We start from the raw sequence: 26,816 nt of genomic DNA on the forward strand, positions 1-26,816 counted from the left end.
CACTTTTTATTCATTAAATTGTTATCGTTGAGCTGACCTAGCCTAACCCATACTTATGACTGAGTCTCCTGACCCATCGGTTACTTTACATCAGCGTCTGAATCATTTCCTAGAGGTCTTACCCCAACTCAAGCATGGTCCTCTAATGATGCAGGCCCTTGAAACGGTGCTGAATATGGCTGAAGAGGATCTCGATCGCTTAGATTGGAAAATTCTAACCGCGGCATTACAAGATCTAGAGCAAGGGTTTCAAGTCTTCCACCGCTATCGACACATTCGCAAGATTTCCATCTTTGGGTCTTCCCGTCTACCGCCAGATAGTCCTGCCTACAAAATGGCAGTAGATTTTGCCCGCTGCGTTACCCAACAAGGATTTATGGTGATGACAGGAGCAGGGGGCGGCATTATGGAAGCGGGCAATCTAGGGGCTGGGCCGAAAAAGTCTTTTGGCCTCAACATTCAGCTTCCCTTTGAGCAAGATTCTAATCCTTACATTGCTGGGGATGAGAAGCTGATCGACTTCAAGTACTTCTTTACTCGCAAATTGTTTTTTCTCCGGGAAACAGATGCGATCGCACTCTTCCCCGGTGGATTTGGCACCCAAGATGAAGCCTTTGAATGTCTTACCCTGAGTCAAACTGGAAAGTCCCCCCCCGTACCAGTGGTTTTGATCGATCCGCCAGGCACTCACTATTGGCAAGACTGGGATGCTTATATTCACAAGCACCTGATCGATGGAGAGCTGATCAGTGCAGATGACCATCGTTTATACACAATTACGGATAATTTGGAGACGGCTTGTGCTGCGATTTCGGGGTTCTACCAGATCTACCACTCAAGTCGCTATGTTGGCGATCGGTTAGTGATGCGCCTCAATCAAGAACTCTCCACCTCAGAAGTCAAATGGTTAAACCGGGAATTCCCAGATATTCTGATCCGTGACCAGATTCGTAAAAGTAGGGCTTTACCCGAAGAGCTTGATCTGCAAGAACCTCAACCTCAACAGGTTCAGGATGAAACGGAACATTTACCTCGATTAGTGTTCTATTTCAATCAGCGTGATCATGGGCGGTTAAGTCAGATGATTGCAACCATTAATCAGATGGGTGACACCAGCCAAAATCTTTACCATCCTGAACGAAAATAGCTCCGCTAACTCACCCCCACAAAGTTGCTGAAGGGATCAATATTGGGATCAATATTTTGATGAATTTCTGTGAAAATTTGCCATAAGAATGGGCACGTTAGGGCATGAGACAGTTCATGCCTGTCTGCAGGTCATTTTTGTGGATTGATCACATAACCAGAAGCAACAGTGGCAACCAGGACGATGGCTTTTGGTTGGGATATGGGTGTTAACCCAGTTACACTCTGATATTGTTCTGTAGGTTAAAGTGAAACTATCGCAGAAATTGCCTAAATCGAGTCACTAACAGTTCCAAAGACTGTAATTCGGGATTTAGACGATGGATGTATCCTCCTCAAAATTAAATGCTGACTGTTCCTTCCCCGACGAACCTTCTAACTTGACTCAGCAATCCCTTCTCAATCGCATTACGACTCGCATCCGTCAGTCGTTAGAGCTGAATGAGATCTTGTCAGCGACAGTGGCTGAAGTCAGAGCATTCTTAGGCACCGATCGCGTCAAAGTCTATAAATTTTTCCCGGATGGACATGGTTTGGTCATTGCTGAATCCATTCGTGAAGACCGTTTACCCTCGTTATTAGGACTCAATTTTCCGGCAGATGATATTCCTCTGCCAGCCCGTGAACTATTTCTAAAGGCCCGGCAACGGTCTGTGGTGGATCTCTCCACCCAACAAATTGGTTTTAGCCCCCTCAATTGCACAGAAACCGGCTCAGAGCTAGAGGATCACGATATTCGCTTTCGGCCTATCGATCCCTGCCATGTCGAATATTTAAAAGCAATGGGAGTGCAATCTTCGGTGGTAGTGCCTATCGTAATTGAGCAATCCACCTTTGAGCAGGTCAATATCGAGGCAGGTGCTTTAACGGGATTAAACAAAGGGCAACGTCTCTGGGGCCTTCTGGTTTCCCACCATGCACAACCCCGTCAAGTGGAGGAGGCAGAACTCGAACTCATTCAGGCCGTGGTGGATCAAATGGCAGTGGCCATTGGTCAAGCGACCCTACTAGACCGGGTGCGTGAGCAGGCCGCCCAAGAAGCGGGGGTGAATCGAGTCACAGCCTTGTTATATACCAAACCCACCGTTCCGCTAAAGATTGCCCTGACAGAGATGGTGGCCGTGATGCAGGGCACTGGGGGACGATTGTATCTCAGCCATACTGCGTCCGAACAATCCGCAGAACTCTATTGTTGTGGCGATCAACCCGCCAGATTAGATCATGACAGATTGATTGAAGAAAATGCCCTATGGCAAAATTATCTGCATTCAACCCAGGCTGTCGAAATCACTGATGCCGAAAGCCGCCCTTGGTCAGTGGACTGGATGCGCAAAAACTATTCCCTATCGCCCCAGGCCCGTTCTTCTACCCGCAGCAATACAGTATGGGCGATCGCAGATATTTACCGAGAGCCATTATTTCGGGTTTTAAGTCCTGCCTTTCAATCCACTCCCATTCGTGGCGTGATGATTTTACCCCTTTATTTCGATACGGAATTGCTGGGGTGCATCACTATTTTTCGGGATGAGGTGGAAGAAGAGCTGCGCTGGGCAGGATTCCATCACCCCGATAGCCGTCAGTTAGCTCCTCGTCAGTCTTTTGAAGCTTGGAGACAGATCAAATCAGGGCAATCTCAGCCCTGGACAGACGCAGAGATCCGCTTGGCTGAAGCCTTAGGAGAACGGTTTTCTGGTGCGATTAACCAATACCAGCTTTACCAGCAGGTACAGACCCTCAATACCCATTTAGAAGAACAAATTAAGGAACGGACCGCTGAGCTACATCGTTCGACGGCGATTGCCAATCAACAGCGAGCTTTAACCAATATCCTATCTAAACTGCAAAAAGCGCTGAATCTAGATACAATTTTCCAGACTACCACTCAGGAAGCCCAGCGATTGCTGGATGTCGATCATGTGGCAGTTTACCAGTTTGATGAAGACTGGGGCGGCTCATTTATTCATGATTTTCGGGCCGTTAAACCTAAGTGGGAACAGATTGTCTATGCCACTCGTGAAGTCTGGAATGACTCTCATCTTCAAGAAACGCAGGGCGGACGATACCGTCATCACCATGTATCTGTTGTGAATGATGTTTCCCAAGCTGGCCTCTCTCCCTGTCATTTGGAAACCTACAACTACTACCAGATCAAGGCTTTTTTGATTGCCCCTGTTTTTGTCGGTAGCCGTTTGTGGGGACTCATCGGCGCTTACCAGCATTCCAATCCTTATGAGTGGCAGCCCTTAGAGGTTGATTTTATTACACAGCTGGCAACACACCTGGGGGTTGCCGTCCAACAAGCTGGAGCCACAGAAAAGGTTCAAAATCAGGCTCAACAGCTAGCGATTATTGCTGAACAGCAGCATACTCTGACAAATGTGATCTCCAAAATCCGAGAGTCTTTGGATTTGGAAACTATTTTCGCCACCACAACCCGAGAGGTGCGTAGACTCTTGCAAGTTGAACGGGTTGTGGTCTTTCAGTTTTTGCCGGGTGCTAAATATAGCCAAGGGGAAGTGGTTGCTGAAGATGTCCACCCCGATTACCGATCCATCTTGGGGTATGACGTCAAAGGCGACTGTTTCCAAGATCGCTATACCGCCAGTCCTGGCACTCACCAAGTCTTTGCGATTGATGATCTCAACACCTGTAATTTGCATCCTTGTTACATAGAGATGATGCAAGGGTTGCAAGTTCAGGCTCATTTAGTCGTACCTCTATTTCGGAGCAATATTCTGTGGGGACTCTTAGCGATTCATCAATGCTCAGCTCCTCGGCAATGGCAAGTCAAAGAGCGGGAATTCGCGATTCAAATTAGCACTCAATTAGGCGTCGCACTCCAGCAAACAGAGTTCCTCCACCAAGCCCAACAATCCAAGGAGTCGGCTGACGCTGCTAGCCAAGCCAAAAGCGACTTTCTCTCCCACATGAGTCACGAATTGCGAACGCCCCTGAATGCAATTTTGGGATATGTAGAGATCATGCAGCGAGATCCTGAATTAAGGGATACTCAAACCGAACAGCTCGGCATTATTGGCCGGAGTGGTGAACATTTATTATCACTGATTAACGATGTCTTAGAAATGTCTCGGATTGAAGCGGGACAGTTGGCCCTTACCCAAGTCAGCTTTGATCTGTACCGGTTATTGGATTCTCTCCAAGATATGCTGGAGGCCAAAGCCGAATTGCAAGGATTACAGCTCCAATTTGAACGGACAGCGATAGTCCCCCAGTTTGTATTCGCAGATGAAGGGAAACTACGCCAAGTCCTGATCAACTTGCTAGGGAATGGTCTCAACTATACGGAAAAAGGCCAGGTTTTGCTCCAGGTGGATACCTCAGAACAGATAGGCCAGCGAGGGGATACCTGCCAACTGACATTTGCGGTCATGGATACGGGTCCTGGCCTCAAAACATCTGATATTGACCAGCTCTTTGAAGCCTTTACTCAAACTGATTCAGGCTATCGTGCCCAAGAAGGGACAGGACTCGGATTACCCATTAGCCGCCGATTTGTCCAACTGATGGGGGGGGATATTGAGGTTGATAGTACCGTAGGACAGGGCTCAACCTTCCGCTTCACGATTCCAGCCACTCTCGTCGATGCAGCAGAAGTTCATACCGTGAAGCCCGCACGACAGGTAGTGGCCTTAGCAGCCGGACAACCCACCTATCGACTGCTGATTGTGGAAGACAAATGGGCCAACCGACAGCTGATGCAGCAATGGCTGGCCCCCTTTGGGTTTGACATTCGAGAAGCAGTGAACGGTAAAGAGGCCCTTGCTATTTGGCAGGAATGGGCCCCCCATTTGATCTGGATGGATATGCGCATGCCGGTCATGGATGGCTACAACGCCACTCGGGAAATAAAAGCCCAATGTGGAGACAATCCCCCCGTGATTATTGCCCTAACGGCGAACGCTTTTGAAGAAGATCGCCTCTATGCGCTCTCGGTCGGGTGTGATGATTTTGTCCGTAAACCTTGCCAAGAAAGTACCATCCTAGACAAGATAGCGGAGCATCTTGGCGTCCAATATATATACACTGAGCCTGAGCAGTCTGAGCCAGACGCTTTGCAGGAGATGGAGTCTGTCCATCCTGAAAATCTCAAAATATTAGTGGCTGATGACAATACCCTCAATCAGCAATTAATGGTGCAACGTCTGGTACACCTGGGGTATTCGGCCGATGTCGTCGGTGATGGTCAGCAAGTGGTGGAGGCATGCCAGAACCAAACTTATGACTTGATTTTGCTGGATGTGCAAATGCCCAAGATGAATGGTTTGGAGGTGGTTCAATCCCTGCATCAACAAGGCATTCGTCCCTACATTATTGGGGTCTCTGGGCGGACTTTACCAGAAGAGAGACAAGAATGTTTGGATGCCGGGATGTCGAACTATCTCTGCAAGCCTGTGTCACTAGATGAACTCAAAACCGCTCTCAGTCAGTATCGTCCATTATCAGAGACTTCTCTCCCCAAAGACGTGAAGCCTGCTCTGTTAGAGCAATCGGCAATCCAGACCCTGATAGACATTGGTGGAGATGATGGCGGCAGTTTTCTCGTCTCTGTGATTGATAATTTCCTCAAAGATGCAAAGCCAATGTTTGAGGGATTGCAGGATGCGATCGCAAACACAAACCACGTCCAAATCAATGAAATTGCCCATTCTCTAAAATCCATGAGCGCCTCTATGGGGGCCACTCAACTGACGCAGCAACTCAAAGAATTAGAGCATATGAGCAAACTCGAGAATCTGACGATCTCTCCCACCTGGATGAATAAGCTGAATCAAGAATTTGCAGCGGTAGGATTGGCGCTAACGTTGGAGAAGCAAAACTATCAGACCTCATCTGTCGTCTCCAGCTAAACCGCTGCAGTTTACTCTTGCAATCCTCAGGCTGTTGATCTGTTTTTTCGGGGCCTCTCTTTTACTCTGGGTTAGTCAGGGCTGCTGAATAAATAAACCATCATGTAGCAACTGTGCGATCGCATCGAGATGCACTTCGATTGCTCCAGGGGTCTGTGTCACATAGGGCATTTGCTCATCCATCAGTAACATTGCTAGTCCATGGATTGAAGCCCAGATCAGTCGAACAGCCTGGTCAACATCATCTCCTTTCAGAGTCTGACGCTCTTGGGCAATCGTGACGATTTGATATAAGGGACCCGCTGCTTGCTTGGAAATCCCATGGAGTATGGGGTCAGTTACCCGCTCTTTCAAACTAAACATCATCCGGGCAAGCTCCGTATGCTCAAGGGTGAACTGCAAATAGGCTTGTGCTAAGCCTTTGATGCTGGTTAACGTCTCTTCTTGCTCAGGCTGAGTGGTAGCTTGCAAGCGCTGAATCAGCATTTCAAATCCCCATTGGACCAAACTGAAACTTAAAGCCTGTTTATTCGCAAAGTGACGATATACGGCAGGTTGGCTGACACCACACTGGCGCGCTAACTTACTCAAATTCAGGGCTGAGGCTCCTTCTGATTGAATTTGCTGAAGTGCAGCCTCAATCAATGCCTCTCTCAAATAACCGTGATGATACGATTCACTGCTCACTGGCAACGGTAGCTTGCTTCCAGCACCAGTGTACTGCGTTATACTTTATAACATTGTTATAGATTATAACATTAGGATTGAGCCAATTCTAATCACTACACCATTAGGAATCTTGTATGAAACGAGGACTACAGCTCATCTTAGGGCTCTTAAGCTTGATTCCCTTAATAGTGGCGATACTGGGTCTCACCTCTGGCTTGGGACGATGGCTGCCTGCTAAAGCGATTACGCCAGAGTTCGATAGCCACTATCGCTATATCACCGGGTTTTATATTTCTCTAGCCGTGACGGCCTGGTGGATCATCCCCAATATTGAACAACACAAGACGGCATTGCGAATTTTGTCAGGTGCCATCTTTATGGGTGGCCTAGGACGAGTGATTTCTTTTTGGCAAGTTGGAGCACCCAGCCCGCTAGCCCTGGTCTTCACAAGCCTAGAATTATGCTTTCCTTTGCTATTGATCTGGCAGGCTAAACTCCCTCACAATCGCCAGTCTAGGATCAGTCAAGGCTAAAAATTCACTTAATCTTTTGCAGCCTTAATCTCCCTCTCCAAACAGACCTAAGCCACCTTGAGTAAAGTTCTGGCCTGGGTTTCTTGTTGAATAGCTGAGAGGGTACGCTTCAACGTTTCTCGAAACAGGAGATGAAAGCTGCCCTCCAGAAACCCCATATCTGCATCTGCAGCAACAACTTGCTTGACTAAGATCTGGGAAGAAGTGAGAGGCAAAACCTGCCAATACCCTTGCAGACGCTTAAGATCGCCTTCGAGAAGGTGAAAGCCCAATTGCCCAGGAGCCATTACCCTATTTTCAGTCCGCACCTTAGATTGGACTTGGGCAAAGAGAACTTGAGAAATATTAGTTTGCTCCACAACCGTTCGCTGTGCAGATGATTCCAAAACTTGAGTAGCAATAACGTTGGGCAGAAATTTTGCTAAATGTTCAAAATCCGTCAACACTTGCCAAGCCACCTCTGCCTCACCTTCCATGATGACTTGAGCGACATATTCACCTGCACTACCCGAGATGATGGCTTCCCCACGCTGCAAAGCTTGCTTCTGTAAGTCAGGCAATTCTGCTATCAAACTATCTAAAGGCTGGCACGCGGGAAAAGAGGTCTGCATCATTAGGATTGTGAAACCATCGGTGGGGGTTGAGCAAGACAACCCAGTCTTTACAAAGCATAAGGAAAGTTTGTCTTTGTTGCATAGGCTCACCAGGCCTCCAGTCTGCGGTCAGGCGTTATAGAAATGGCAAGGAGTGTATCCCCAGACAGCCTTTGCCCCCTCTAACACCAGGCAAAAGACCTCGCCCACATCAGGTTAAAGCAGCTTCTGGATGCTCAATTCGAGTGCCTAAAACCTGCAAGAAAGCGGACAGCCACTTAGGATGAGCAGGCCATGCCGGTGCAGTCACCAAATTGCCATCAATCAACGCATCATCCACAGCCAGATCCACATATTCCCCGCCAGCAGCAGTCACCTCTGGCCCACAGGCGGGATAAGCCGAACAACGTTTTCCCTGCAAAACGCCTGCAGCAGAGAGCACCTGAGCCCCATGACAAATGGCTGCCAATGGCTTTTTAGTCTGGGCAAAGTGCTGCACTATTTTGATAACTTCAGCATTGAGACGCAAATACTCTGGAGCCCTGCCCCCTGGAATCACCAGAGCATCGTAGTCGGCAACAACAACCTCTGCAAAGGTGGCATTAAGCAAGAAGTTATGACCGGGCTTTTCGCTATAGGTTTGGTCTCCTTCAAAATCATGAATGGCGGTTCTGACCATATCTCCAGATTTTTTATGGGGGCACACCGTATGTACTGTATGCCCGACCATCAACAATGCCTGGAAAGGAACCATGACTTCATAGTCTTCTACAAAGTCACCCACCAGCATCAAAATTTTCTTGCTAGCCATCACGATTGGACTCCCTACGGAAGAACTTGTTCTATGCTTTTTTTGCCGTCTCCTTCGAGAATATCAGCCAACTTGCCAACAGAGTCATCACAACGGCCCCCGTTAATCGACCCATTTCATAGGGTGTGGCTTCGCCATTACTGAGGGTTTGAGTCAGCTCAATGATGCGAGGGATATTGAACGCTAAAATTGCTGCACCCATGATTTTCTTGAGGATATTCATCTTAGTCCAAGACAGTTTGTGTATTCCTAAGGTTCTCGGCAAGGGCAAGCAGATCCATTGGACCAGTATTTCGCCAAACGGCTTCAGCAACCTTTCAGCAATGCCGATTCATTCTCGGAGAATACCCCATTGAGGAAGTTCACCATCCAAAAGTAGGACTTAAAGCACCATCTCATTTTCCACAGATGGGGGAGCCATGGGAATATCCGAATTCGAGGCAGACGCATTAGCAACCCCTATAAAACGCTCATTGACGAGTTGCTGAAACGTAGTCACGGTGGATTGCCAAAGCTGGATGCGCTCTTTGACATTCTGGACTCGCTTGATGCCAATATCTCCCCGGACGGGGTAATTATAATTTCCAGAAAAGACAACGGCAGAGACAGATTTTCCATCTTGGCCTTTCAGCTTGGCTTCATTAATTGCTAAGTTAAGCTGGCCCTGCTCTAGGACATAACTAAGCTGAATCGCAGCTTGGGCAGGGGCTTGGCCAAAGTCTTGCCAGGAACCCGCAGCAAACAGTTTATGGAATAGAAACTCATGGGCTCCCCGCTCATTATCAAAGAAGGGTACTAATCCCCGAGGATTAACACCAACAGCCAAATAATCTGCATTGGGGAGTTTCTCTGCAAAGTTTGCAGCCATCGTATGGATCAGAAATTCAGGCTGTTCTTTGGTGGGAGCGACCTGAGCAAATGCCACCCGATTGGGTTGTGCCGTGATGCGAATGCCGTTTTTATAGGAAATACGGGCACCACTATTCGAGATGACGGGCTGCTGATCGTACTCCCAATCTGACGGCACAATATCGCTGTACTTGAGGAAATCAGGATTGAGGATGGATGGGCTGAGATCTTTAGCGGCAATAATAATACTGATTTCTTGAATCGAAATACTCATATGGTCGTCCCCTCACCAATGGAAGTAATGATATGGCCTGTCGTCTTAGTGGTCTGCAGGAGCTACATAAATGACTCTCTAGAAAATAAAACAGTCAATATTTCACTAGATTGCATTTATTAAGTACTCGAAAGCCGTCCTTTATACCATCAGAATGATACACCTAACGAATGCTCAATCATTCTGTCTGTCACAAAGGACGGCTGCATGAAACAAGGGCTTAGACAGGGGAATAGTCTTGGATAGATAGGTCTACCAAGTCAACATTAACCCCTCTGAGAATCATCAGGGTCTGTTCAGAGCCAGCCACAGAGATGTGAGTATCTCCATCATCAGCCGTTACGCTAAGTTGGCCTAAGGTCAATCCTTCAGATAGCCCCAAAGTATCCAAGTCAGCCTCAAACTCGAGAACCGTATCTAGGCCTTGGCCGATTTCCAAGATAAACCAGTCAGCACCAGATCCACCGGACAATCGATCGGCACCGCCACCCCCGATTAAGGTGTCATCCCCGGCACCACCCAAGAGCTTATCGGCTCCAAGACCACCGCTTAGCAAATCATTTGCGGTTGATAGGTCGTTACCGCTGGATAAGACCTCGACGGCCTCTAAACTAAGTTGGGTGATGGATAAATTGTGGGTAGCAGCACCACCCGGAATAAATTCTGAAACTTGCCCTGTGAGGTCTAGCTCATCACCGATGCTGACGGTGGGAGCGCTGGTAAAGACGAAAATGCCATCAGAAGTGGCGTCATTGCCATCGCCCGTTGCATCCTGGAGATAAAATCCATTGAAATCAACGGCAGTCACAATTCCTGTCGTTGTGACCTTGAGACCGTCAAAGGCAGACAGATGACCTTCACCCTGAATATCGTAGATCTTGACTTCGGGCGTAAACTCATACACCGCAATGGTTTCACTTTCCTCATTACTGACCACCAATAAGCTATTGCCATTGGGACTGTCATCGGCAGCAATAAAGGTCAAGCCTTCTGGGGCAATATCGGCATCATCGCGGATATATTGCAGGAATTCTGGAGTAGTCGGATTCGTGACGTCATAGACTAGTACTCCTCCTCCGGCTCGTTCTAGACCAATAAAGGCATAGGTACGGTTGCCCACCTGACCGACAGTAACGGCTTCCGGTTCTGCCCCTTTATTATCAGAGCGGCTATCAAACTCAGCGGGGTCTCCGTCATCGGCATTGAATAAATCTGGAGCCAGTTCAGCGGTAATTTTGGCAATCTGATCACCACTATCGAAGACTAAGTTGCCCACTTCATCCCAAATGCTAAAGGAGCGACCCCCATAAGAGAACAGCTGATCAAAATCACCATCTCCATCAATATCCCCATCGATGGTGGAGACTTGTAGCCGCCCCAGCTGATCATCTTGTTGCAAGGTGGCGGCATCCAGGAAGGCGGTGGGATCTAAAGTCAAATCGGCAATCCGCGCGTCTTCCTCGCGGGCATCCCCTTCGTTGGCGGTGATGTAGTAGGTTTGACCGTTGGTAGCAAAAGATGCGATCGCATCCGGTTGATACAACCCATAGAGAGGGAAATTATTGAGGTTAATCCCACCATCGCCATCGCTTGGATCTAGCGTATTACCCTCACCAAATTGAATAAAACCGAGGGTAATCGGTGTGGGGTCAGGGCTTTGCAAGACACTACCATCTAGGGGAATATCCCCTTCGGCCAAGCCAAAGTCGTTATCGTTGATCACCACTAAGGTGCCGTCGGGGAGCAAGGCTAAGCCTTCGGGCTTATCACCAGCGAGGTAACCGAGGGACGGCAAATTTGTGGTTTTGATTTTGTTGACGGGCTGGATGTCAGCGACAACCAGTGCATCTGCCGTTTGCTGCTCTAGGGTAGCCTCTTCGAAGAGGCCAATCTCATCCTTGTCGAGGGTCAATAAATTAGTAGCAGCGGAGATATCGATTTCGAAGATAAATTTCTTGGCAGTCTCACCGACTGCAGAATCCCGCTCAATCACATAGAATTTGCCATCACCTGCAAACACGGCATCGCCAATTTTGTCGACTCGGCCACCGGAACGCACCGCCGGATCTTCGAGGAGATAAACATATTCAGCGACCGGCTGGCCTGTTGCCGTATCAATCCCTAGAATTCGAATCACGTCAGAATTATCAGAGGTGGCACGATCGGGATTAGCTAGGGGTGTTTGAATAAAGGCATAGAGAATACCCGTCTCATCATCCAGCGCCACCGCTTCAAAGCCCCGGTTGCGGCGACGATTGATATATTCCGCAGACAAGGTTTCTGTACCGAAACTGATGTCTGTCTCGTTCTCATCATCGTCTCCTGAGCCAGCCTGGGCGGCAGTCCCTTCAGGTACATATCGATTCAACAGCTCACCTGTGGGCGAGAACTGATAGATAGAGGGACGATATTCATCCACCATCCAGAAATTACCATTAGCATCCGTCAGAATTCCTTCAAAATCACCGCCAAAGGGATCAAAGGTGAGGGGATTTCCAAACAAATCTACCGGCTGTTCATCAACCGCTTCATTGCTGATATTGGAGCGTCCTGTAATCGGCATCCCCTCTCCCTGGGTGAGGAAAATCTGATCGGCAATCGTGACGCTGGTTAAATCGGGAGTAACTTCTAATTTGACGATGCGAGCTTGGTAATCGGGCAGGGCAAAGGGCCGCTCTTTGATGCCATCCCCATCGACATCTAGGGTGTCGGGATTGGGGCCGCGATCGGGAATGGTGTAAAAGATCAGATTGCCCGAATCTGGGTCGGTGCCTTCGTACCACAGGCCCGATAGGCCCCCTAAAAGAATCTCTTGTCCAGAGGGGGTCGTCCCTAGACTGGGTAAGTCTTCCAAAGTCAGTTGAGTGAGTTGGGCCGGGCCACGACTAAAGTCTTTGGCCCCTAAGGGCAAGATATCCGTCACGGACGCCGTGGCCAAATCCACAACCGCAAAGGCATTATTTTCCTGCAAAGTCACAAAAGCCGTGGCCCCATCTGGAGAGATAGAGATAAATTCCGGCTCAACATCTTCAGAAGTCGTTTTATCGGGAAAGATTCGAACACCTTTGGCTCTGAGTTCTGCTTCCCGCCCATCGAAGGCTGTGAAATCAGCCGTTTGTACCGATAGATTGTCAAACCCTGCAGACAAATCAATGATGCTAATTGATCCAGCTGGGTCAATATCATCTTCAGGCTCGCCTTCATTCGCGACTAAAACCTTGGTGCCGTCTGGCGTAAAGGTGAGCATATCCGGTAGGGCACCCACTTCAATCTGACCCAAAATCTCACCATCACTATTGAGGAAGAGAACCGTGCCATTACTCGTGGACGGATCAGCCTCAATCGCCACTGCAATCACACCATTACTGATGGCAATGCTATTGGCTCCTGCTCCAAAGCTAGATAAATCGATAGAGGTCAGGGCTTCAGGGTTGGTTGGATCTCTCAGATCCACCACCTGTAACTCTGTTTCACCAGACACGACAAACAGTTTCTGGGAAGCGGCATCAAACGCATTAATTTCAGCCCCATTATCCAGAGTAACTCCACCAATTCTGCTCAAGGGACCGTCTGAGCTGCTTCCTACCGGCGTTCCTGGGCCACTATTACCCATCGTGAAGGAATCGATGGGCAAGGTATCCCCAGTCCAATTCCTGGCATCGCTAATGGCCGCTCGCAGTTCGGCAGGGGTACCTGTCACAGGACCGCTGTAAACCGCATTATCCACCTCTTGGGTCGGCCCAGTGCCAGCCCCTACAGCAACTGCCGAGGTTCCCACCCCAAGGCCAGGGGGGAGTGCCAATGTATTTGAAGAGGTTGCATCGGCTTGAAACTCTGTGCTGTTCGTTAACAGGACAAACAGGAATTGGGGGTTGGTGGAGAGTCCCTGAAAGGCAATAATTTGATCGCCACTGGTGGATAGGGAGAACCCACTGATTCCAACGGCCGCATCATTGTCAGCCATGAAGTCGGCAGTGTTGTGAACAAAATTAATAACGGTCCCCGCTATCAGAGCTGAGGGCGCAGTATATTTGACGGCTCCTTCATTGGCTCGAAAACTACCATCACTGCGCACACCACTATCAGTGAAGCGAATTTCAGTCCCAGCATCGATATCAACGAGCAGCACAAAACTAAAGTCATCAGGATTATCGGAGTTGACACCAACAATGGCGATGTCACCAGCAGAGAGGGAAGTAGCCATGAGTATTCCTAAACAAACAATAAAAAAAAACCTAAAAACTCAAGAGTTTCCAGAAGAGGACTCAATTTCAGCAAATTGAGGGTCGCTAAATTTAGATACAGAGTCGGGATTACTAGATTGAGATATTTGATTCTTCGTTAACTAAAAATACGGCCATCCCCCAACAAAGAATCAGGCAAGCAAGAAGTACTTCCACATGTTTGGCAAGCAGCATTAAAAAGTACAAACACTGCTTTGGAAGCACCGTAGGTTAGACTCCCAGAGGGATGTAAAGGTTAGCTAAACTGAAGTTTAAGAAGAGCAGCAGTTCTGGTTAAGCTTTGATTATGCCAATATTCATAGCCATGCAATAAACCGTTTTTTTTTACAACTAAAAGACAGCATCGAAAAGGATCGATATACAAATTCAGCTCAATAAAAGACAGCTACACCCAGTGAGGGCTACTGATAAAATACTTATATAATAAACCCAAAATAATAATATTTTTTTGATGATATATCTCTGTTTCTAGGTGCAATTACTTTCGATCTATAAATCAAAAAAAATAGTTAAAATCCCTAAGCCAAATTCAATATATTTAGAATTTATTTATGCTGCCTATTTATTTTAGACATCGCCTAATTCTAATTCTGATTTTTTTAGGGACAGCGAAGTCAGATAAATCAATGACTCTACTAAACATAACTACAAATAATAAATATTAAGATCGTGGCTATCCGCTCCGTACAACGACCGTATTCAAGGATAATCAGAAAGTTAAAACACTATATAATAGCTTATCAAAAAAGTTAATTAATTTACTTACATCGTCTTTTATTACCTCTGATTGTTGAATTTATTCTCTGTCACTAAATTCAACAATATAAGAGAAGAAAAAAAACTACCAGTAGGTTCTTTAGCTTTATATTTTGTATGGACTGATACATCTACAGTTGTCAAATTTGAACAGTTTTTTCACTTATTGACATCTGAGCGCAGTCCACGATAAACAAGGGTTTGTCAGAGAAATAATCTCTACATAGTTTTTTGTGTGCTTGCTGTTGCATCAGGAGGAATCTATATGGATGTTAGCCTCATCATCTCCAATATTCTGAATCCACCTGTGCTGTTCTTTTTCCTAGGTATGACGGCTGTTTTTGTCAAGTCCGACTTAGAAATACCAGCTCCGATTCCGAAATTATTTTCCCTTTACCTTCTCTTTGCCATCGGCTTTAAAGGCGGGGTCGAGCTGGTTAAGAGCGGCATTACCCAAGATGTAATGCTTACCCTCGGGGCCGCAATCCTGATGGCCTGCTTTGTGCCGGTCTACACTTTCTTTATTCTCAAAATCAAGCTGGGGAATTATGACGCAGCTGCGATCGCAGCCACGTATGGCTCCATTAGTGCCGTCACCTTTATTACGGCCAGTGCCTTCTTAACCGAGCTAGATATTGCTTTTGATGGCTTTATGGTTGCTGCCCTAGCTTTGATGGAATCACCTGCTATTATCGTTGGCTTGATTTTAGTCAACCTATTTGCTGCCAACAAAGAGGACGGCAAAGAGCAAGACTTTGAATGGTCAGAAGTCTTAAGAGAAGCCTTTCTCAACAGTTCAGTGTTTCTCCTCGTCGGTAGTCTAATTATTGGCGTCCTCACAGGAGAACATGGTTGGGAAGTCCTAGAGCCCTTCACTCAAGGGTTGTTCTATGGTGTGCTCACCTTTTTCTTACTCGATATGGGGTTAGTGGCCGCTCGAAGAATTAAAGACTTGCAAAAAACAGGAGTTTTCCTAGTCGGGTTTGCCATACTGATACCAATACTCAATGCTGGTATCGGATTAGTGATTGCCAAACTGATTGGTATGTCCGTTGGCAATGCCCTCTTATTCTCAGTGCTTTGCGCCAGTGCTTCATACATTGCCGTCCCCGCTGCAATGCGCATGACCGTTCCTGAAGCCAATCCAAGCCTCTATGTTTCCACGGCGTTGGCAGTTACCTTTCCGTTCAATATTATTGTCGGAATCCCTCTATACCTTGCTGGAATCGAGTTTTTATGGAGTTAAGAGCATGCATCCTGTTAAAAAAATTGAAATTATTGCCAATTCATTTGAACTCGCTAAAATCCTAGATGCCTTGGATAAATCCGGGGTTCATGGCCATGCTGTCATTCGAAATGTAGCGGGCAAAGGCTTAAGGGGCACCACAGAAGATTTAGACCACACCATGCTGGACAATGTTTATATCATTGCCTTCTGTGCGCCTGACTTACTCCAGCAGGTCGTAGACAATATTCGCCCCTTACTCAATAAGTTTGGCGGAACTTGCTACGTCACAGATACCCAAGAGATTCGCTCAGTTCGGTGCCTTAGCTAACTCAACGGGCGATAGAAATCAAACCATAAAATCAATACAATTACGCTATTGACTCTGCCGTTCAATCCTTAAATCAATCCATAAAAAATATTGTTTTATACCCAAAAATCAGTGTTTTCACGGTGAAAGAACGAGAAAAGACAAGCGAACATAAACAAAAGCAAGCGTTCGTGGTTCAACAATATGCCTAAACGATTCTTCAATCACTGCATGCATGTCGGCTTATGGTTATGCGTAGCCTCAATCGCATTGCCCCTAATCGGCAGACTGTAGCTCAAAGCCTGTTGTTGTCTACTGAACCAAATCTCATCAGTGGAACGGTTGCGTTCCTAGTAAGCTGGTTGAGAGTGTTCATCGCTAAGACAACATGGCAACGATTAACGACAATTATTTAAAGCTCAAAGCAGGTTATTTATTTCCCGAGATTGGTCGAAGAGTCAGCGCATTTGCTGAGGCCAATCCTGACGCACCAATCATCAAGCTTGGCATTGGGGACGTGACAGAACCCCTTCCTGAAGCCTGCCGTAGTGCCATGGTCACAGCCGTTGAAGATTTGGGGAATCGAGATTCCTTTAAAGGCTATGGTCCTGAGCAAGGCTATGGCTGGTTACGGGAGAAAATCGCCGCCCATGATTTTCAGTCACGGGGTTGTGACGTGGATGCCGGGGAAATTTTTGTTTCTGACGGTTCCAAATGTGACTGTGGCAATATCCTCGATATTTTTGGCGATAACAACACCATTGCCGTTACCGATCCGGTTTACCCCGTCTATGTCGATACCAATGTCATGGCTGGACATACGGGGCCTTGTAATGACCAAGGCGAATATGAAGGGCTAACCTACTTACCCATTAATGCGGGCAACAGCTTCACAGCCCAAATTCCCAGCCAAAAAGTGGATTTGATTTACCTTTGTTTCCCCAATAACCCCACAGGAGCAGTAGCGAGCAAGAGCCATCTGCAGGATTGGGTGAACTATGCCAAATCCCATGGCTCCATCATTCTGTTTGATGCCGCCTATGAAGCCTTTATCACTGATCCTGAGATCCCCCATTCCATCTATGAAATAGATGGAGCCAGAGACTGTGCGATTGAATTTCGCTCTTTCTCAAAAAATGCGGGCTTTACCGGGACTCGCTGCGCCCTCACCGTCGTACCTAAAACCTTAACGGCCAAAGCGGCTGATGGCTCAGATGTCGAGCTTTGGAAGCTGTGGAACCGTCGCCAATCCACCAAGTTTAACGGTGTCTCTTATATCGTCCAGCGCGGTGCAGAAGCCGTCTATTCTGAAGCGGGTCAGGCTCAAACCAAAAGCTTAATTAGCTTCTACCTCGAAAATGCCAAAATTATTCGAGAGAAATTGACCGCTGCTGGGTTACAGGTATTTGGAGGCGTCAATGCCCCCTATGTCTGGGTGCAAACACCGAACGGCATCTCTAGCTGGGACTTCTTCGATCAGTTGTTGAACAAAACCAACGTGGTCGGTACCCCTGGGTCTGGATTTGGCGCAGCAGGTGAAGGCTACTTCCGCATTTCGGCCTTTAATAGTCGGGCCAATGTTGAAGAAGCCATGAAGCGAATTACAGCCAATCTCTAAACATTTTGGTTTGATCTATGGCTTTAGATAATGTGGTCTCACCGAAATGGCTGCATGAACATCTTGAAGATGTGCAGGTGGTGATTGTGGACTGTCGGTTTGCCCTCAGTGCACCTCAGCAGGGACAAGAGCAATACCAGGCAGGCCATATTCCGGGTGCCTATTATCTAGATTTGAATGAGGATTTGTCATCTCCTGTGCAAACTCATGGGGGACGGCATCCTTTACCTAAGATTTCTCAATTGGGAGCCAAGCTCTCTCAGATGGGCATTACACCAGACACCTTGGTTGTGGCCTATGACGATAGTCGGCAAGCCTTTGCCTCCAGACTGTGGTGGTTACTGCGCTATCTGGGTCATACCTCTGTTGCGGTTCTGGATGGAGGATTTGCCGCTTATCAAACCCACTATCCAGTCACAACCGATATGCCTGCAGTCCGTTCAGGTGAGTTTCAAGAAACTACAATTCCTGAGCAAATTGTAGATATTCAGGCCGTCAAAACCTACAAAGATCAACCCGATGTGGTGGTAGTAGATTCTCGGGCTTACGAACGCTATATCGGCAATCACGAACCCATTGATCCAGTGGCCGGGCATATTCCAGGGGCAGTCAACTATCCGTGGCAAGCCGTAACGAATGAGCAAGGTTTTTTACTCACTCCTTCTGGATTACAAGCTCATTATGCAGATTTAAACCGTGCAGACGAAGTGATTGTCTATTGTGGGTCAGGTGTCACAGCTTGTGTAAACTTACTAGCTCTAGAAATAGCAGGGATTAAAGGTGGCAAACTCTATGCCGGGAGCTGGAGTGATTGGTGCTCCTATGCCCTGGACGATAATATGGAAGCTCAAGTTCAATAGAGAAGGGTATTAAACGACCGATTTGAAGCTTGTGATAGCGATTAGAACGGACGGTTTGTAGAGTATAAAGCTTTACCGGATTTTGAGAGTAGCTCTATCTTGGAGCAACAGTCACGTTTAGAAGAATCATACTGAAATAGAATTCCCTTTTTTCCTTGACTAGGTACAACCGTGTTTTGCTGATCCTTAAACGTCAACTTTGCAGATTCCATCTGTTGAAGGATCGCTGAATCGCGGATCACTATAGCAACCTCCCCATGGTGAAAAGATGCTTCAGGCTTTGACTCTCCAATTTTTTTATGACCTATTTCGCTGATGGAAATAGACACCTTTTTCTGCGGATTGTCGGCAGCATTATAAGTACTTTTGTTGATATATGAGGACGTTTGATTATTGTCCAATTCAATAACATGTGCAGAATAATAACCTGTAGAAAGCCCCTTGACTTGGCTATCCCAAAGAATAAAAGTCTGAGTTTCAGAGTCTTTTGTAGCTATGACTTCAGATTCGGATTCTTGGGCTAGATTTTCTATCTCTTGAGGTGTTAGTTTGCGATGGAACTGATTAATAATCTGCGGTTTAGGTTGGCAAGCTAACAGTAGGAACCCGCAGAGGCCAATGTAAGTATAGGTGAGAGATTTAGACATTACTGGGTAACGCACCATCACTTCAATGTTGCGAGGCTATCTTTAGGTCAATGTACAAGCAGGCTTGTCAGTAGTATATGTGATGGATCTGTATTGAGTCGTCCTAGCCAAATCCCGATATACTGCTTGCAGCAACTTGAGTTGCCTAGCTTGCTTGTCAATTATAGTTGGGGTCTTATGGCTGAAATGACCTGGAATCGTCATCATGTTTTATCCCTGGCAGACTTTAGCGTCGATGAATTAAATATCGTCCTACAAACGGCCAACAGCTTCAAAGACGTACTGTATCGCAAGACTAAAAAAGTCCCGACCCTGCAAGCCAGGTTAGTCACTAATCTATTTTTTGAGCCATCGACCCGGACTCGCAGTAGTTTTGAGTTGGCAGCCAAACGGCTCTCTGCTGATGTCCTCAACTTTTCTCCTGGAACCTCCTCTCTCAGTAAAGGAGAAACCATTTTAGATACGGCCAAAACATTCCTGGCGATGGGCGCTGACATGATGGTAGTCCGTCATCAGGACTCAGGCGTGCCCCAAATGATTGCCCAAGCCATGGACGACTTAGGTGAGAATGTTGGGGTTTTGAATGCGGGGGATGGTTTCCATGAACATCCATCCCAGGGATTGCTAGATTTATTTACCCTCTGCACTAGCATCGACCCCGATCAGCCTGCCACTCAATTACTAACGGGGAAGAAAATCGCCATTGTCGGGGATATTTTGCATTCACGGGTGGCCCGGTCTAACCTATCGAGCTTGGTTACTTGTGGCGCTGAAGTCCATTTAGCGGGGCCACCGACTTTATTACCCAAGGCCTTTGCTGATTATGGGGCACAGGTGCATTGGTCTCTCGATCCTGCCTTAGAAGATGCCGATTTTGTGATGACCTTGCGGCTGCAGCATGAACGGATGAGTCAACATTTGATTCCCAGTATTCGGGAGTATCATCAACGGTTTGGGATTACCCGCGATCGCATCCAACGATGCCAACCCCAAGTCAAAGTATTGCACCCCGGCCCGGTGAATCGAGGGGTCGAAATTAGCTCTGATCTGATGGATGACGAAAGCCTCAGCCTCATTCCCCATCAGGTTACCAGCGGTATTGCCGTGCGGATGGCCCTGCTTTATCTGATCAGCAACCACAGCCACTAAAATCAAGATTTGATTTTCCAGCCTGCACAGTCTAAGCGGGAATTTGCAATACTGGAACAGGACAATCGCAGGTCTTATACCTATAATTAGGACTTCAGACCTGTTAATTCCTGTGAATGCACCTCATACGGCACGTTTAACCTTATATGTACACCATTGACATTTCCCTTCGTGGCACTCCTTTAGGACTCTCCGTTCAACGCAAAGAATCCGCAGATGCTGAAGCGCTTTATCACCAAGTCTTAGAAGCCATTAAATCTGGGAATCCGACCGTTTTAGAACTGACTTGCGATCGCGAATCCGATAAAAAAGCAGCCGTCCTGGTCAACGAAATCACTGCTGTACAAATGTCTGACAAGTCTGGTGGCGCAGGCGCAGGCCGAGCTGCAGGCTTCTTTGAGCTAGGCGCATGACCTCCCCCGCCATCCAACTGCAAAATTTATCTTTTGGATGGTCGAAAGATCAGCCCGTCTTAAAAAACTGTTCACTGCAGGTGCCCAAAGGCCAGTTCTGGATGCTCCTGGGCACCAATGGCAGTGGCAAATCGACCTTGCTGCGTCTTCTGGTGGGGTTACTCAAAGCCCAATCTGGGCAAATCGACGTGGCCCAGCCCGTGGGATTTGTCTTTCAAAATCCAGACCATCAGTTGGTGATGCCCACTGTAGGGGCCGATGTGGCCTTTGGATTGGTGGAAGAGAACCTCCCTATCATTGAAATTCACCAGCGGGTCAATGAAGCCCTAGATGCGGTCAACTTGATCGATCTCAAACGGCGGCCCATCTATGCCCTTAGCGGCGGGCAGAAGCAACGGATTGCGATCGCAGGTGCAATATCCCGCCACTGCGAAGTCCTGTTGTTAGATGAACCCACAGCCCTATTGGATCCTGAAAGCCAAGGAGATCTGGTCGCTCAGGTCCAGAGGCTAGTCAAAAAACGCGGTATTACAGCTCTTTGGGTCACCCACCGCTTAGAAGAACTTGACTATTGCGATGGCGCTTTTCTCTTGGAACATGGACAGGTCATTGACCAGGGCCAACCCGAATCCATGCGCGAGAAACTCATCCAACGATGGCAATCCGCCTCCAGTTAAGGATTGCCGCTAGACAATCTGGATCTGGCCAGCACCTAAATCAGCTTTATTTTGCAAGGTGCCCACCAGAATTTGCTGGGCTGCCCCACTGCCATCCGTATCGTAGAACAGCTCACCATTGGTGCGATTGTAGATAAATCGATGCTCCGCGGTGGTTGCTGCAGCTCCCAGGACGAATTGCTGATCTGAGATCAGACCCAGGGGTAGGGTATTGAGCTGGGCGGAACGGAATGCGATCGCATCTTCACCCACAGCAAAATCAGCAATATTGCTCTTATTATCAGCAGTCGCCTCGAGAACAAAGAGATCGCTGCCTCCGCCACCCACGAGATAATCTTGCCCAGCGCCACCGGTAAGAGAATCATCTCCGTCACCGCCATTTAATTGGTCGTTGCCATAGGAACCCCAGAGAATATCATTGCCCTCATGGCCGCTAAGAGAGTCCTCGCCATAGGCACCGTTCAGGTGGTCATCCCCTAAACTCCCCCCTAAATAATCATCCCCATCTCCACCGTCGAGGGTATCCTTGCCTTCACCACCCCATAGGGTGTCATTGCCTTCATGGCCTCGGAGAAAGTCATTGCCACGGTATCCATCCAGAGTATCTTCACCCCAGCTCCCGCCTAGATAGTCATTCCCATCTCCACCTTGGAGATTATCATCGCCATTCGCACCCCACAGATGGTCATCCCCCTCATGGCCATTGAGGGTGTCATGTCCACTGCCACCATCGAGTCGATCTTCGCCTAAACTACCGCCTAAATAGTCATCACCATCCAGACCCTGGAGCGTATCATTACCTGCAGCCCCCCAGAGGGTGTCATTCCCATCATGACCATTCAGAGAATCATCTCCGTCGCCGCCATCTAAATTATCGTCACCATAGGACCCCCAGAGGGTGTCATTACCCTCATGGCCATTGAGGGTGTCATTGCCCCGATGGCCATTGAGGTGATCATTACCTAAACTACCCCCTAAGTAGTCCTCGCCCTCTCCACCATCGAGGGTATCTTCGCCCTCTCCACCCCAGAGGGTGTCATTGCCTTGATGACCTCTAAGAAAATCATTACCCCGGTAGCCATCTAAGGTATCGCTGCCCCAGCTACCCCCCAGATAGTCGTTGCCATCGCCACCTTGGAGGCTATCATCGCCATTGGCTCCCCATAGATGGTCATCCCCTTCATGGCCATTGAGGGTATCATTGCCATTGCCACCATCGAGGCTGTCTTCGCCTAAACTCCCCCCTAATGAGTCATTGCCTTCGCCTCCGTGTAAGGTGTCTTTGCCTTCGCCACCCCATAACGTGTCATCTCCTTGATGACCGTTGAGGGAATCATTCCCACGGTATCCATCTAGGGTATCTCTGCCCCAGCTACCGCCTAGATAATCGTCTCCATCTCCACCAATGAGGTTATCGTCTCCCTCTGCTCCCCACAAATGGTCATTGCCCTCATGGCCATGGAGAAAGTCATTGCCATTCCCACCATTAAGATGGTCATCGCCTAAGCTCCCGCCCAAATTGTCGTCGCCATCTCCACCGTCAAGGGTATCCTGGCCTTCACCACCCCATAGGGTGTCGTTTCCTTGGTGGCCTCTGAGAAAATCATTGCCGCGATATCCATCGAGCGTATCGCTGCCAAAACTCCCACCCAGATAGTCATCTCCATCGCCGCCTTGGAGACTATCATCGCCCTCAGCACCCCACAAATGATCATCGCCCTCATGGCCATGGAGAAAGTCATCGCCATCACCACCATCAAGCCGATCCTCACCTAAATGACCTGCTAAATAGTCATCCCCAGCTAACCCCTTGAGGGTATCATTGCCCTCGCCCCCATAGAGCTTGTCATTAACGGCTCCACCCGAGCCATTATCGTCCAGGGCTGTACCTCTAAAAATCAGGGGAAGGGTCTCAATACGAGTAGTGCTAGAACCCGGATTGGCGGAACCATCGCCGGTGAGCAAGATGTTATCCACTGCAACCCAGTCATCCGTATCATTGGTGCCCACTGTATTGATCTGGAAGACTAAAAATTGGTAGCCCTCGCCCAAATCTACATCCCAAGAGAGGGTGGTCCAATCAAAATCATCGCCGCCAAAGGTCTGTTGGACTAAGATCTGACGCTCCATGGGTAATGCGCCAGCCTGGTAGGGACCCTGGTTGCTATTGGAGTTGTTGAAAAATTCACCATTTACCCCCCACAAACTAATCGTAATTTCGTTATTGTCCCCTGTGCCGCCTTCTAGGTTGCGCAGGTCTAGACTGAGGGTTTGCATCCCTCTTCTGACGGCACTGTCATAGATAATTTGTCCTAGATTGGATCGGCTGGCAGCTTCCTGGGTCAGGACGACGCCACCCCCTTGGCCAATAGAGGAATCCCAGGAGACGCCATTAGCTGCGTACCATCCTAAGTTGGCACTCGTACTATGGTTGATACCGTCCGTTTTAAAGACTGGATTGAAGGAAAAATCACCATTGCTAAACGCGTTGACATATTGGGTTGGCGTCACCTCAATGGTTTGGGAGAGGGAGCGAGTGGCCCCATACTCATCCCAAACCTTGAGCGTAATGTCATGGGAACCCGCTCGATCAAAGACATAGCTGGCTTGTCGACCAAAGCGATCCGCCACATTGTCGCCATCAAAATCCCAGGCATAGCTGACAATCCCCCGGCTAGGGTTATCAATAAAAGTCGAATCTGAATCAAAAGATGCACTAGCGTCAAACCCCATTGCGAGTCCCCCAATGGCTTGACTCGTAAAGAGGACGGAGGGGGCTAAGTTACCTGCAACCTCCGAAAACGTATTATTTCCCTGAACTTGAAAGTAAGAAGGAAAGTCTGGATTCTCAATCGTAATATGGGGCGGAGTTAGGCCAAAATGCTGTTCATTATTGACCAGGGTACTACCTTGTAACGAAGACCCGACAAAGTCTCTATCGGCATCGTAGGGAACCGCTATGCCTGTCTTAAAGCCTTCAATATGCAGATTGATATATCGCTCCTCCAAAGAGGTGTCATTGACATGAACCCCGGTCCCAATCGGTTGAGCGGAATGGATTAAACCATCCACTAAGTCAACATTACCGCTATACCTTAAGAGCACCCCATTATGCCTGATATTCCACAGGGCAAAATTATCAATCACTGACCGATAATCATGGGCCGTAAAGGTAGGCACACTGATGTTTAACTGGCCATCTTGATTGGTCTTGCGGGCCCAAAGGCTAATGCCTGAAGTTGAGTTATAGCTCTGAAAGCCGCTAAGTTGCCGCAGGGGCACCGCCGCCACATCAATCGTACTTTCGTCTACAGTCCCTTTAGCGAGATCCTGCAAGTTCTGAGGCAGGATGCTTACATCGACGGTTTGAGCATCTCGAACGGATTCTGTCCCCGCATCCAGCCCCAATAGTTCGATGGCAGACCCAGCGGCACTCACCGCAATATTGTCAATGATGGCGACCTGAGCAGCCCCTTGTACCCAATAGCCATCCCCATTAAAGCCAAAATCAAAGAGATTGGTTCGGGGAGATAAGGGATTAATATCATGGCTTGGACTGGCATCCCCAGTGGTTTTGATGGTCAGATTGTTCCGCCAAGTCCCAATTTCATTACCGGACTCGGCGACAATCCCTGCCCCCACTACATCAAACACGACATTATCTTCCAGGACCGCATGACTGTCATGGTGCACAATCCCCCAGCCTGGACTGCCGACGACGGCATTGCCTTGGGCCACAGCGGGTATGCCATTAATATCACCTGCACCGGTTCGGTGGAAATGTAGGGCATACCGACCTCTGGGGTTGGTGCCCGTGCCGATGGAGCCATCCACGTTCTGGCCAGGATCATCCACGATTAGATTCTTATCGGAGCGCCCCAAGTTATAAAAACCAGCATTGAGTACCTGAACATCAGCATTGTGCATAAACATGATGTGTCCACGCTGCTGAGTCGGAACTTGGTCTGCATTTTCCGTCTCAAACACCACATTGCGGGTGGTATTCGCAATATACAAATCCACCTGATCTTGTAATCCATCAGGCCTTTTATGATCGAATCGGAGAACCGAGTTATCCCCAGTCAAAATATTGTTATTCGTAAATCGAACCCGATTACCGTTGATTTCCGTAATCGTCAGCACTTCATCTTGAAAACGGCTGTTATCAGCATTGGTCCCTCTCCAGTTGTAAGACGTACCGCCCAAAACGAGCTGATCGCCCACTTTCCATCCCAAGGGGCCACCCGCGCCATCCAGCTTGAGCACCAGTTCATTGTCCCCAGCCAGGGGATCCTGTTCAAGGGCGACAAAATCTAATTTTTCGGCACCAAAGATTCTGGCTTGACCATGACTGATTAACCCTCGGCTCAGCTGACTTGGGTCCCACTGGGTATCGATGGGACTATCACTGGTAAAGGTGATGCGGGTGGTGACATCTGCTTGGACCGGGTTATCTTCCGTCCCAATCAACAATGTGCCGTCAGGAGAAACGGCAAAGGTATCTAACAGTAACTGAGTATCCTGATCAGAAGAAAATTGGAGGGTACCATCTACTCGTAGGGTATCAATGCGAGCCGTACTTTCTTGGTCATAGGTCACTTCTACGCCTTGAGCAATCAAGACTTTCGCATCATCTCCAGGAATCTGACCGCCTTCCCAGGTGTTGGGGTCAAACCATGAGCCATCCCGTATGGCTTTATGGGTGGCTTGCGAATGGGGGACGAGTTTTAAAAAGCCCATGTGCTCATGTTGTTTACCTGGGTTATCGGCATGGGGTAGTCCCATACCGCCATGGGACATGGTATGTCCCATACCAGATGTATGAGCTGCACCAGATGTATGGCTAGTATCAGGCGTATGAGCTGCACCAGATGTATGAGACGTATGTTGATGAGTTTGCATAGAAAACTGGATCTTGCAATTGCAAGATCTCCCCCAAAAAGTGATCAAAAATCTGGTTGTATTACGTTTGCGATCGCAACCAGTGAACAAGTGTTTTGCTGCAACAAATCCAGATAAGCCACGATCACTTATCTAGATTTGTTGCTATATTCTGAATTTTTAGAAAATAATTTTTTGAGCAAACTAGCTCAGAACAGATAAATAAAAGCATGGCATCCTGGTAAACACAAATCCTTAGAAAATTCAAAAAAATCAAGAAATAAGCCAAAAAA

General features: G+C 48.0%; 19 protein-coding genes. 11 read left to right on the forward strand and 8 right to left on the reverse strand.

Annotated features, from left to right (window positions below):
* The first annotated feature begins 55 nt into the window (after positions 1 to 55).
* Both HRE53_RS07365 and HRE53_RS07370 read left to right on the forward strand, forming a co-directional pair.
* Positions 56 to 1,147 (forward strand): LOG family protein, encoded by a 1,092-nt coding sequence (locus HRE53_RS07365; protein ID WP_235109742.1) that lies wholly within the window; start codon positions 56 to 58, stop codon positions 1,145 to 1,147.
* Positions 1,148 to 1,466: 319 nt separating this feature from the next.
* Positions 1,467 to 6,014, forward strand: coding sequence for a GAF domain-containing protein (locus HRE53_RS07370; protein WP_235109743.1), 4,548 nt, complete (start codon positions 1,467 to 1,469; stop codon positions 6,012 to 6,014).
* A gap of 75 nt (positions 6,015 to 6,089) precedes the next feature.
* On the opposite strand, the gene HRE53_RS07375 is transcribed toward HRE53_RS07370, so the two are convergent.
* Positions 6,090 to 6,701: a TetR/AcrR family transcriptional regulator gene (locus tag HRE53_RS07375; RefSeq protein WP_235109744.1), complete on the reverse strand. Its 612-nt coding sequence runs from the start codon at positions 6,699 to 6,701 to the stop codon at positions 6,090 to 6,092.
* Positions 6,702 to 6,817: 116 nt separating this feature from the next.
* On the opposite strand from HRE53_RS07375, the gene HRE53_RS07380 reads away from it, so the two are divergent.
* The gene (locus HRE53_RS07380; protein WP_235109745.1) at positions 6,818 to 7,216 is read left to right on the forward strand and encodes a DUF4345 domain-containing protein; all 399 of its coding nucleotides are present in this window, start codon (positions 6,818 to 6,820) and stop codon (positions 7,214 to 7,216) included.
* A 47-nt stretch (positions 7,217 to 7,263) separates the two neighbouring features.
* Here HRE53_RS07380 and HRE53_RS07385 read toward each other — a convergent pair whose 3' ends face one another.
* From HRE53_RS07385 to HRE53_RS07405, 5 genes are all read right to left on the reverse strand, one after another.
* Positions 7,264 to 7,830 carry an SRPBCC family protein gene (locus tag HRE53_RS07385; RefSeq protein ID WP_212662867.1) on the reverse strand — a complete coding sequence of 189 codons (567 nt, stop codon included), beginning with the start codon at positions 7,828 to 7,830 and terminating at the stop codon, positions 7,264 to 7,266.
* 190 nt (positions 7,831 to 8,020) lie between these two features.
* Positions 8,021 to 8,620: a DJ-1/PfpI family protein gene (locus HRE53_RS07390; RefSeq protein ID WP_235109746.1), complete on the reverse strand. Its 600-nt coding sequence runs from the start codon at positions 8,618 to 8,620 to the stop codon at positions 8,021 to 8,023.
* Between the two features lie 31 nt (positions 8,621 to 8,651).
* Positions 8,652 to 8,885: a hypothetical protein gene (locus HRE53_RS07395; RefSeq protein WP_235109747.1), complete on the reverse strand. Its 234-nt coding sequence runs from the start codon at positions 8,883 to 8,885 to the stop codon at positions 8,652 to 8,654.
* 117 nt (positions 8,886 to 9,002) lie between these two features.
* Entirely contained in the window at positions 9,003 to 9,743 is a 741-nt protein-coding gene (locus tag HRE53_RS07400; RefSeq protein WP_235109750.1) for a hypothetical protein, read from the reverse strand.
* 220 nt (positions 9,744 to 9,963) lie between these two features.
* Positions 9,964 to 13,947: a choice-of-anchor I family protein gene (locus tag HRE53_RS07405; protein ID WP_235109752.1), complete on the reverse strand. Its 3,984-nt coding sequence runs from the start codon at positions 13,945 to 13,947 to the stop codon at positions 9,964 to 9,966.
* Positions 13,948 to 15,008: 1,061 nt separating this feature from the next.
* On the opposite strand from HRE53_RS07405, the gene HRE53_RS07410 reads away from it, so the two are divergent.
* The 5 genes from HRE53_RS07410 to HRE53_RS07430 all read left to right on the forward strand — a co-directional run bounded on the left by HRE53_RS07410 (position 15,009) and on the right by HRE53_RS07430 (position 18,756).
* The gene (locus HRE53_RS07410; RefSeq protein ID WP_235109753.1) at positions 15,009 to 15,989 is read left to right on the forward strand and encodes a sodium-dependent bicarbonate transport family permease; all 981 of its coding nucleotides are present in this window, start codon (positions 15,009 to 15,011) and stop codon (positions 15,987 to 15,989) included.
* A gap of 4 nt (positions 15,990 to 15,993) precedes the next feature.
* A complete protein-coding gene (locus HRE53_RS07415) occupies positions 15,994 to 16,299 on the forward strand; it encodes a P-II family nitrogen regulator (protein ID WP_212662872.1) in 306 nt (101 codons plus the stop codon).
* Positions 16,300 to 16,529: 230 nt separating this feature from the next.
* Positions 16,530 to 16,694, forward strand: a complete 165-nt coding sequence (locus tag HRE53_RS07420) for a hypothetical protein (protein ID WP_235109754.1) — start codon at positions 16,530 to 16,532, stop codon at positions 16,692 to 16,694.
* Positions 16,667 to 17,896 (forward strand): LL-diaminopimelate aminotransferase, encoded by a 1,230-nt coding sequence (locus HRE53_RS07425; RefSeq protein WP_235109755.1) that lies wholly within the window; start codon positions 16,667 to 16,669, stop codon positions 17,894 to 17,896. Before HRE53_RS07420 ends, HRE53_RS07425 begins: the two co-directional genes overlap by 28 nt.
* A gap of 17 nt (positions 17,897 to 17,913) precedes the next feature.
* Entirely contained in the window at positions 17,914 to 18,756 is an 843-nt protein-coding gene (locus HRE53_RS07430; RefSeq protein WP_235109756.1) for a sulfurtransferase, read from the forward strand.
* Positions 18,757 to 18,797: 41 nt separating this feature from the next.
* Here the strand turns inward: HRE53_RS07430 and HRE53_RS07435 are convergent, their stop codons facing one another.
* On the reverse strand, positions 18,798 to 19,403 hold the full coding sequence (locus HRE53_RS07435) for a hypothetical protein (protein ID WP_235109757.1): 606 nt from the start codon (positions 19,401 to 19,403) through the stop codon (positions 18,798 to 18,800).
* Positions 19,404 to 19,580: 177 nt separating this feature from the next.
* On the opposite strand from HRE53_RS07435, the gene HRE53_RS07440 reads away from it, so the two are divergent.
* From HRE53_RS07440 to HRE53_RS07450, 3 genes are all read left to right on the forward strand, one after another.
* A complete protein-coding gene (locus HRE53_RS07440; RefSeq protein ID WP_235109758.1) occupies positions 19,581 to 20,552 on the forward strand; it encodes an aspartate carbamoyltransferase catalytic subunit in 972 nt (323 codons plus the stop codon).
* Between the two features lie 146 nt (positions 20,553 to 20,698).
* A complete protein-coding gene (locus HRE53_RS07445; RefSeq protein ID WP_212662877.1) occupies positions 20,699 to 20,965 on the forward strand; it encodes a hypothetical protein in 267 nt (88 codons plus the stop codon).
* Complete coding sequence (locus HRE53_RS07450; RefSeq protein ID WP_235109759.1) at positions 20,962 to 21,642, forward strand: energy-coupling factor ABC transporter ATP-binding protein; 681 nt, start codon at positions 20,962 to 20,964, stop codon at positions 21,640 to 21,642. The genes HRE53_RS07445 and HRE53_RS07450 overlap by 4 nt, the downstream gene beginning before the upstream one ends.
* 9 nt (positions 21,643 to 21,651) lie before the next feature.
* Here HRE53_RS07450 and HRE53_RS34780 read toward each other — a convergent pair whose 3' ends face one another.
* Positions 21,652 to 26,544 (reverse strand): G8 domain-containing protein, encoded by a 4,893-nt coding sequence (locus HRE53_RS34780; protein WP_235109760.1) that lies wholly within the window; start codon positions 26,542 to 26,544, stop codon positions 21,652 to 21,654.
* Positions 26,545 to 26,816 lie beyond the last annotated feature (272 nt).

Origin of the sequence: Acaryochloris sp. 'Moss Beach' (assembly GCF_021497025.1) — a bacterium.
Taxonomy (GTDB): Bacteria; Cyanobacteriota; Cyanobacteriia; order Thermosynechococcales; family Thermosynechococcaceae; genus Acaryochloris; species Acaryochloris marina_A.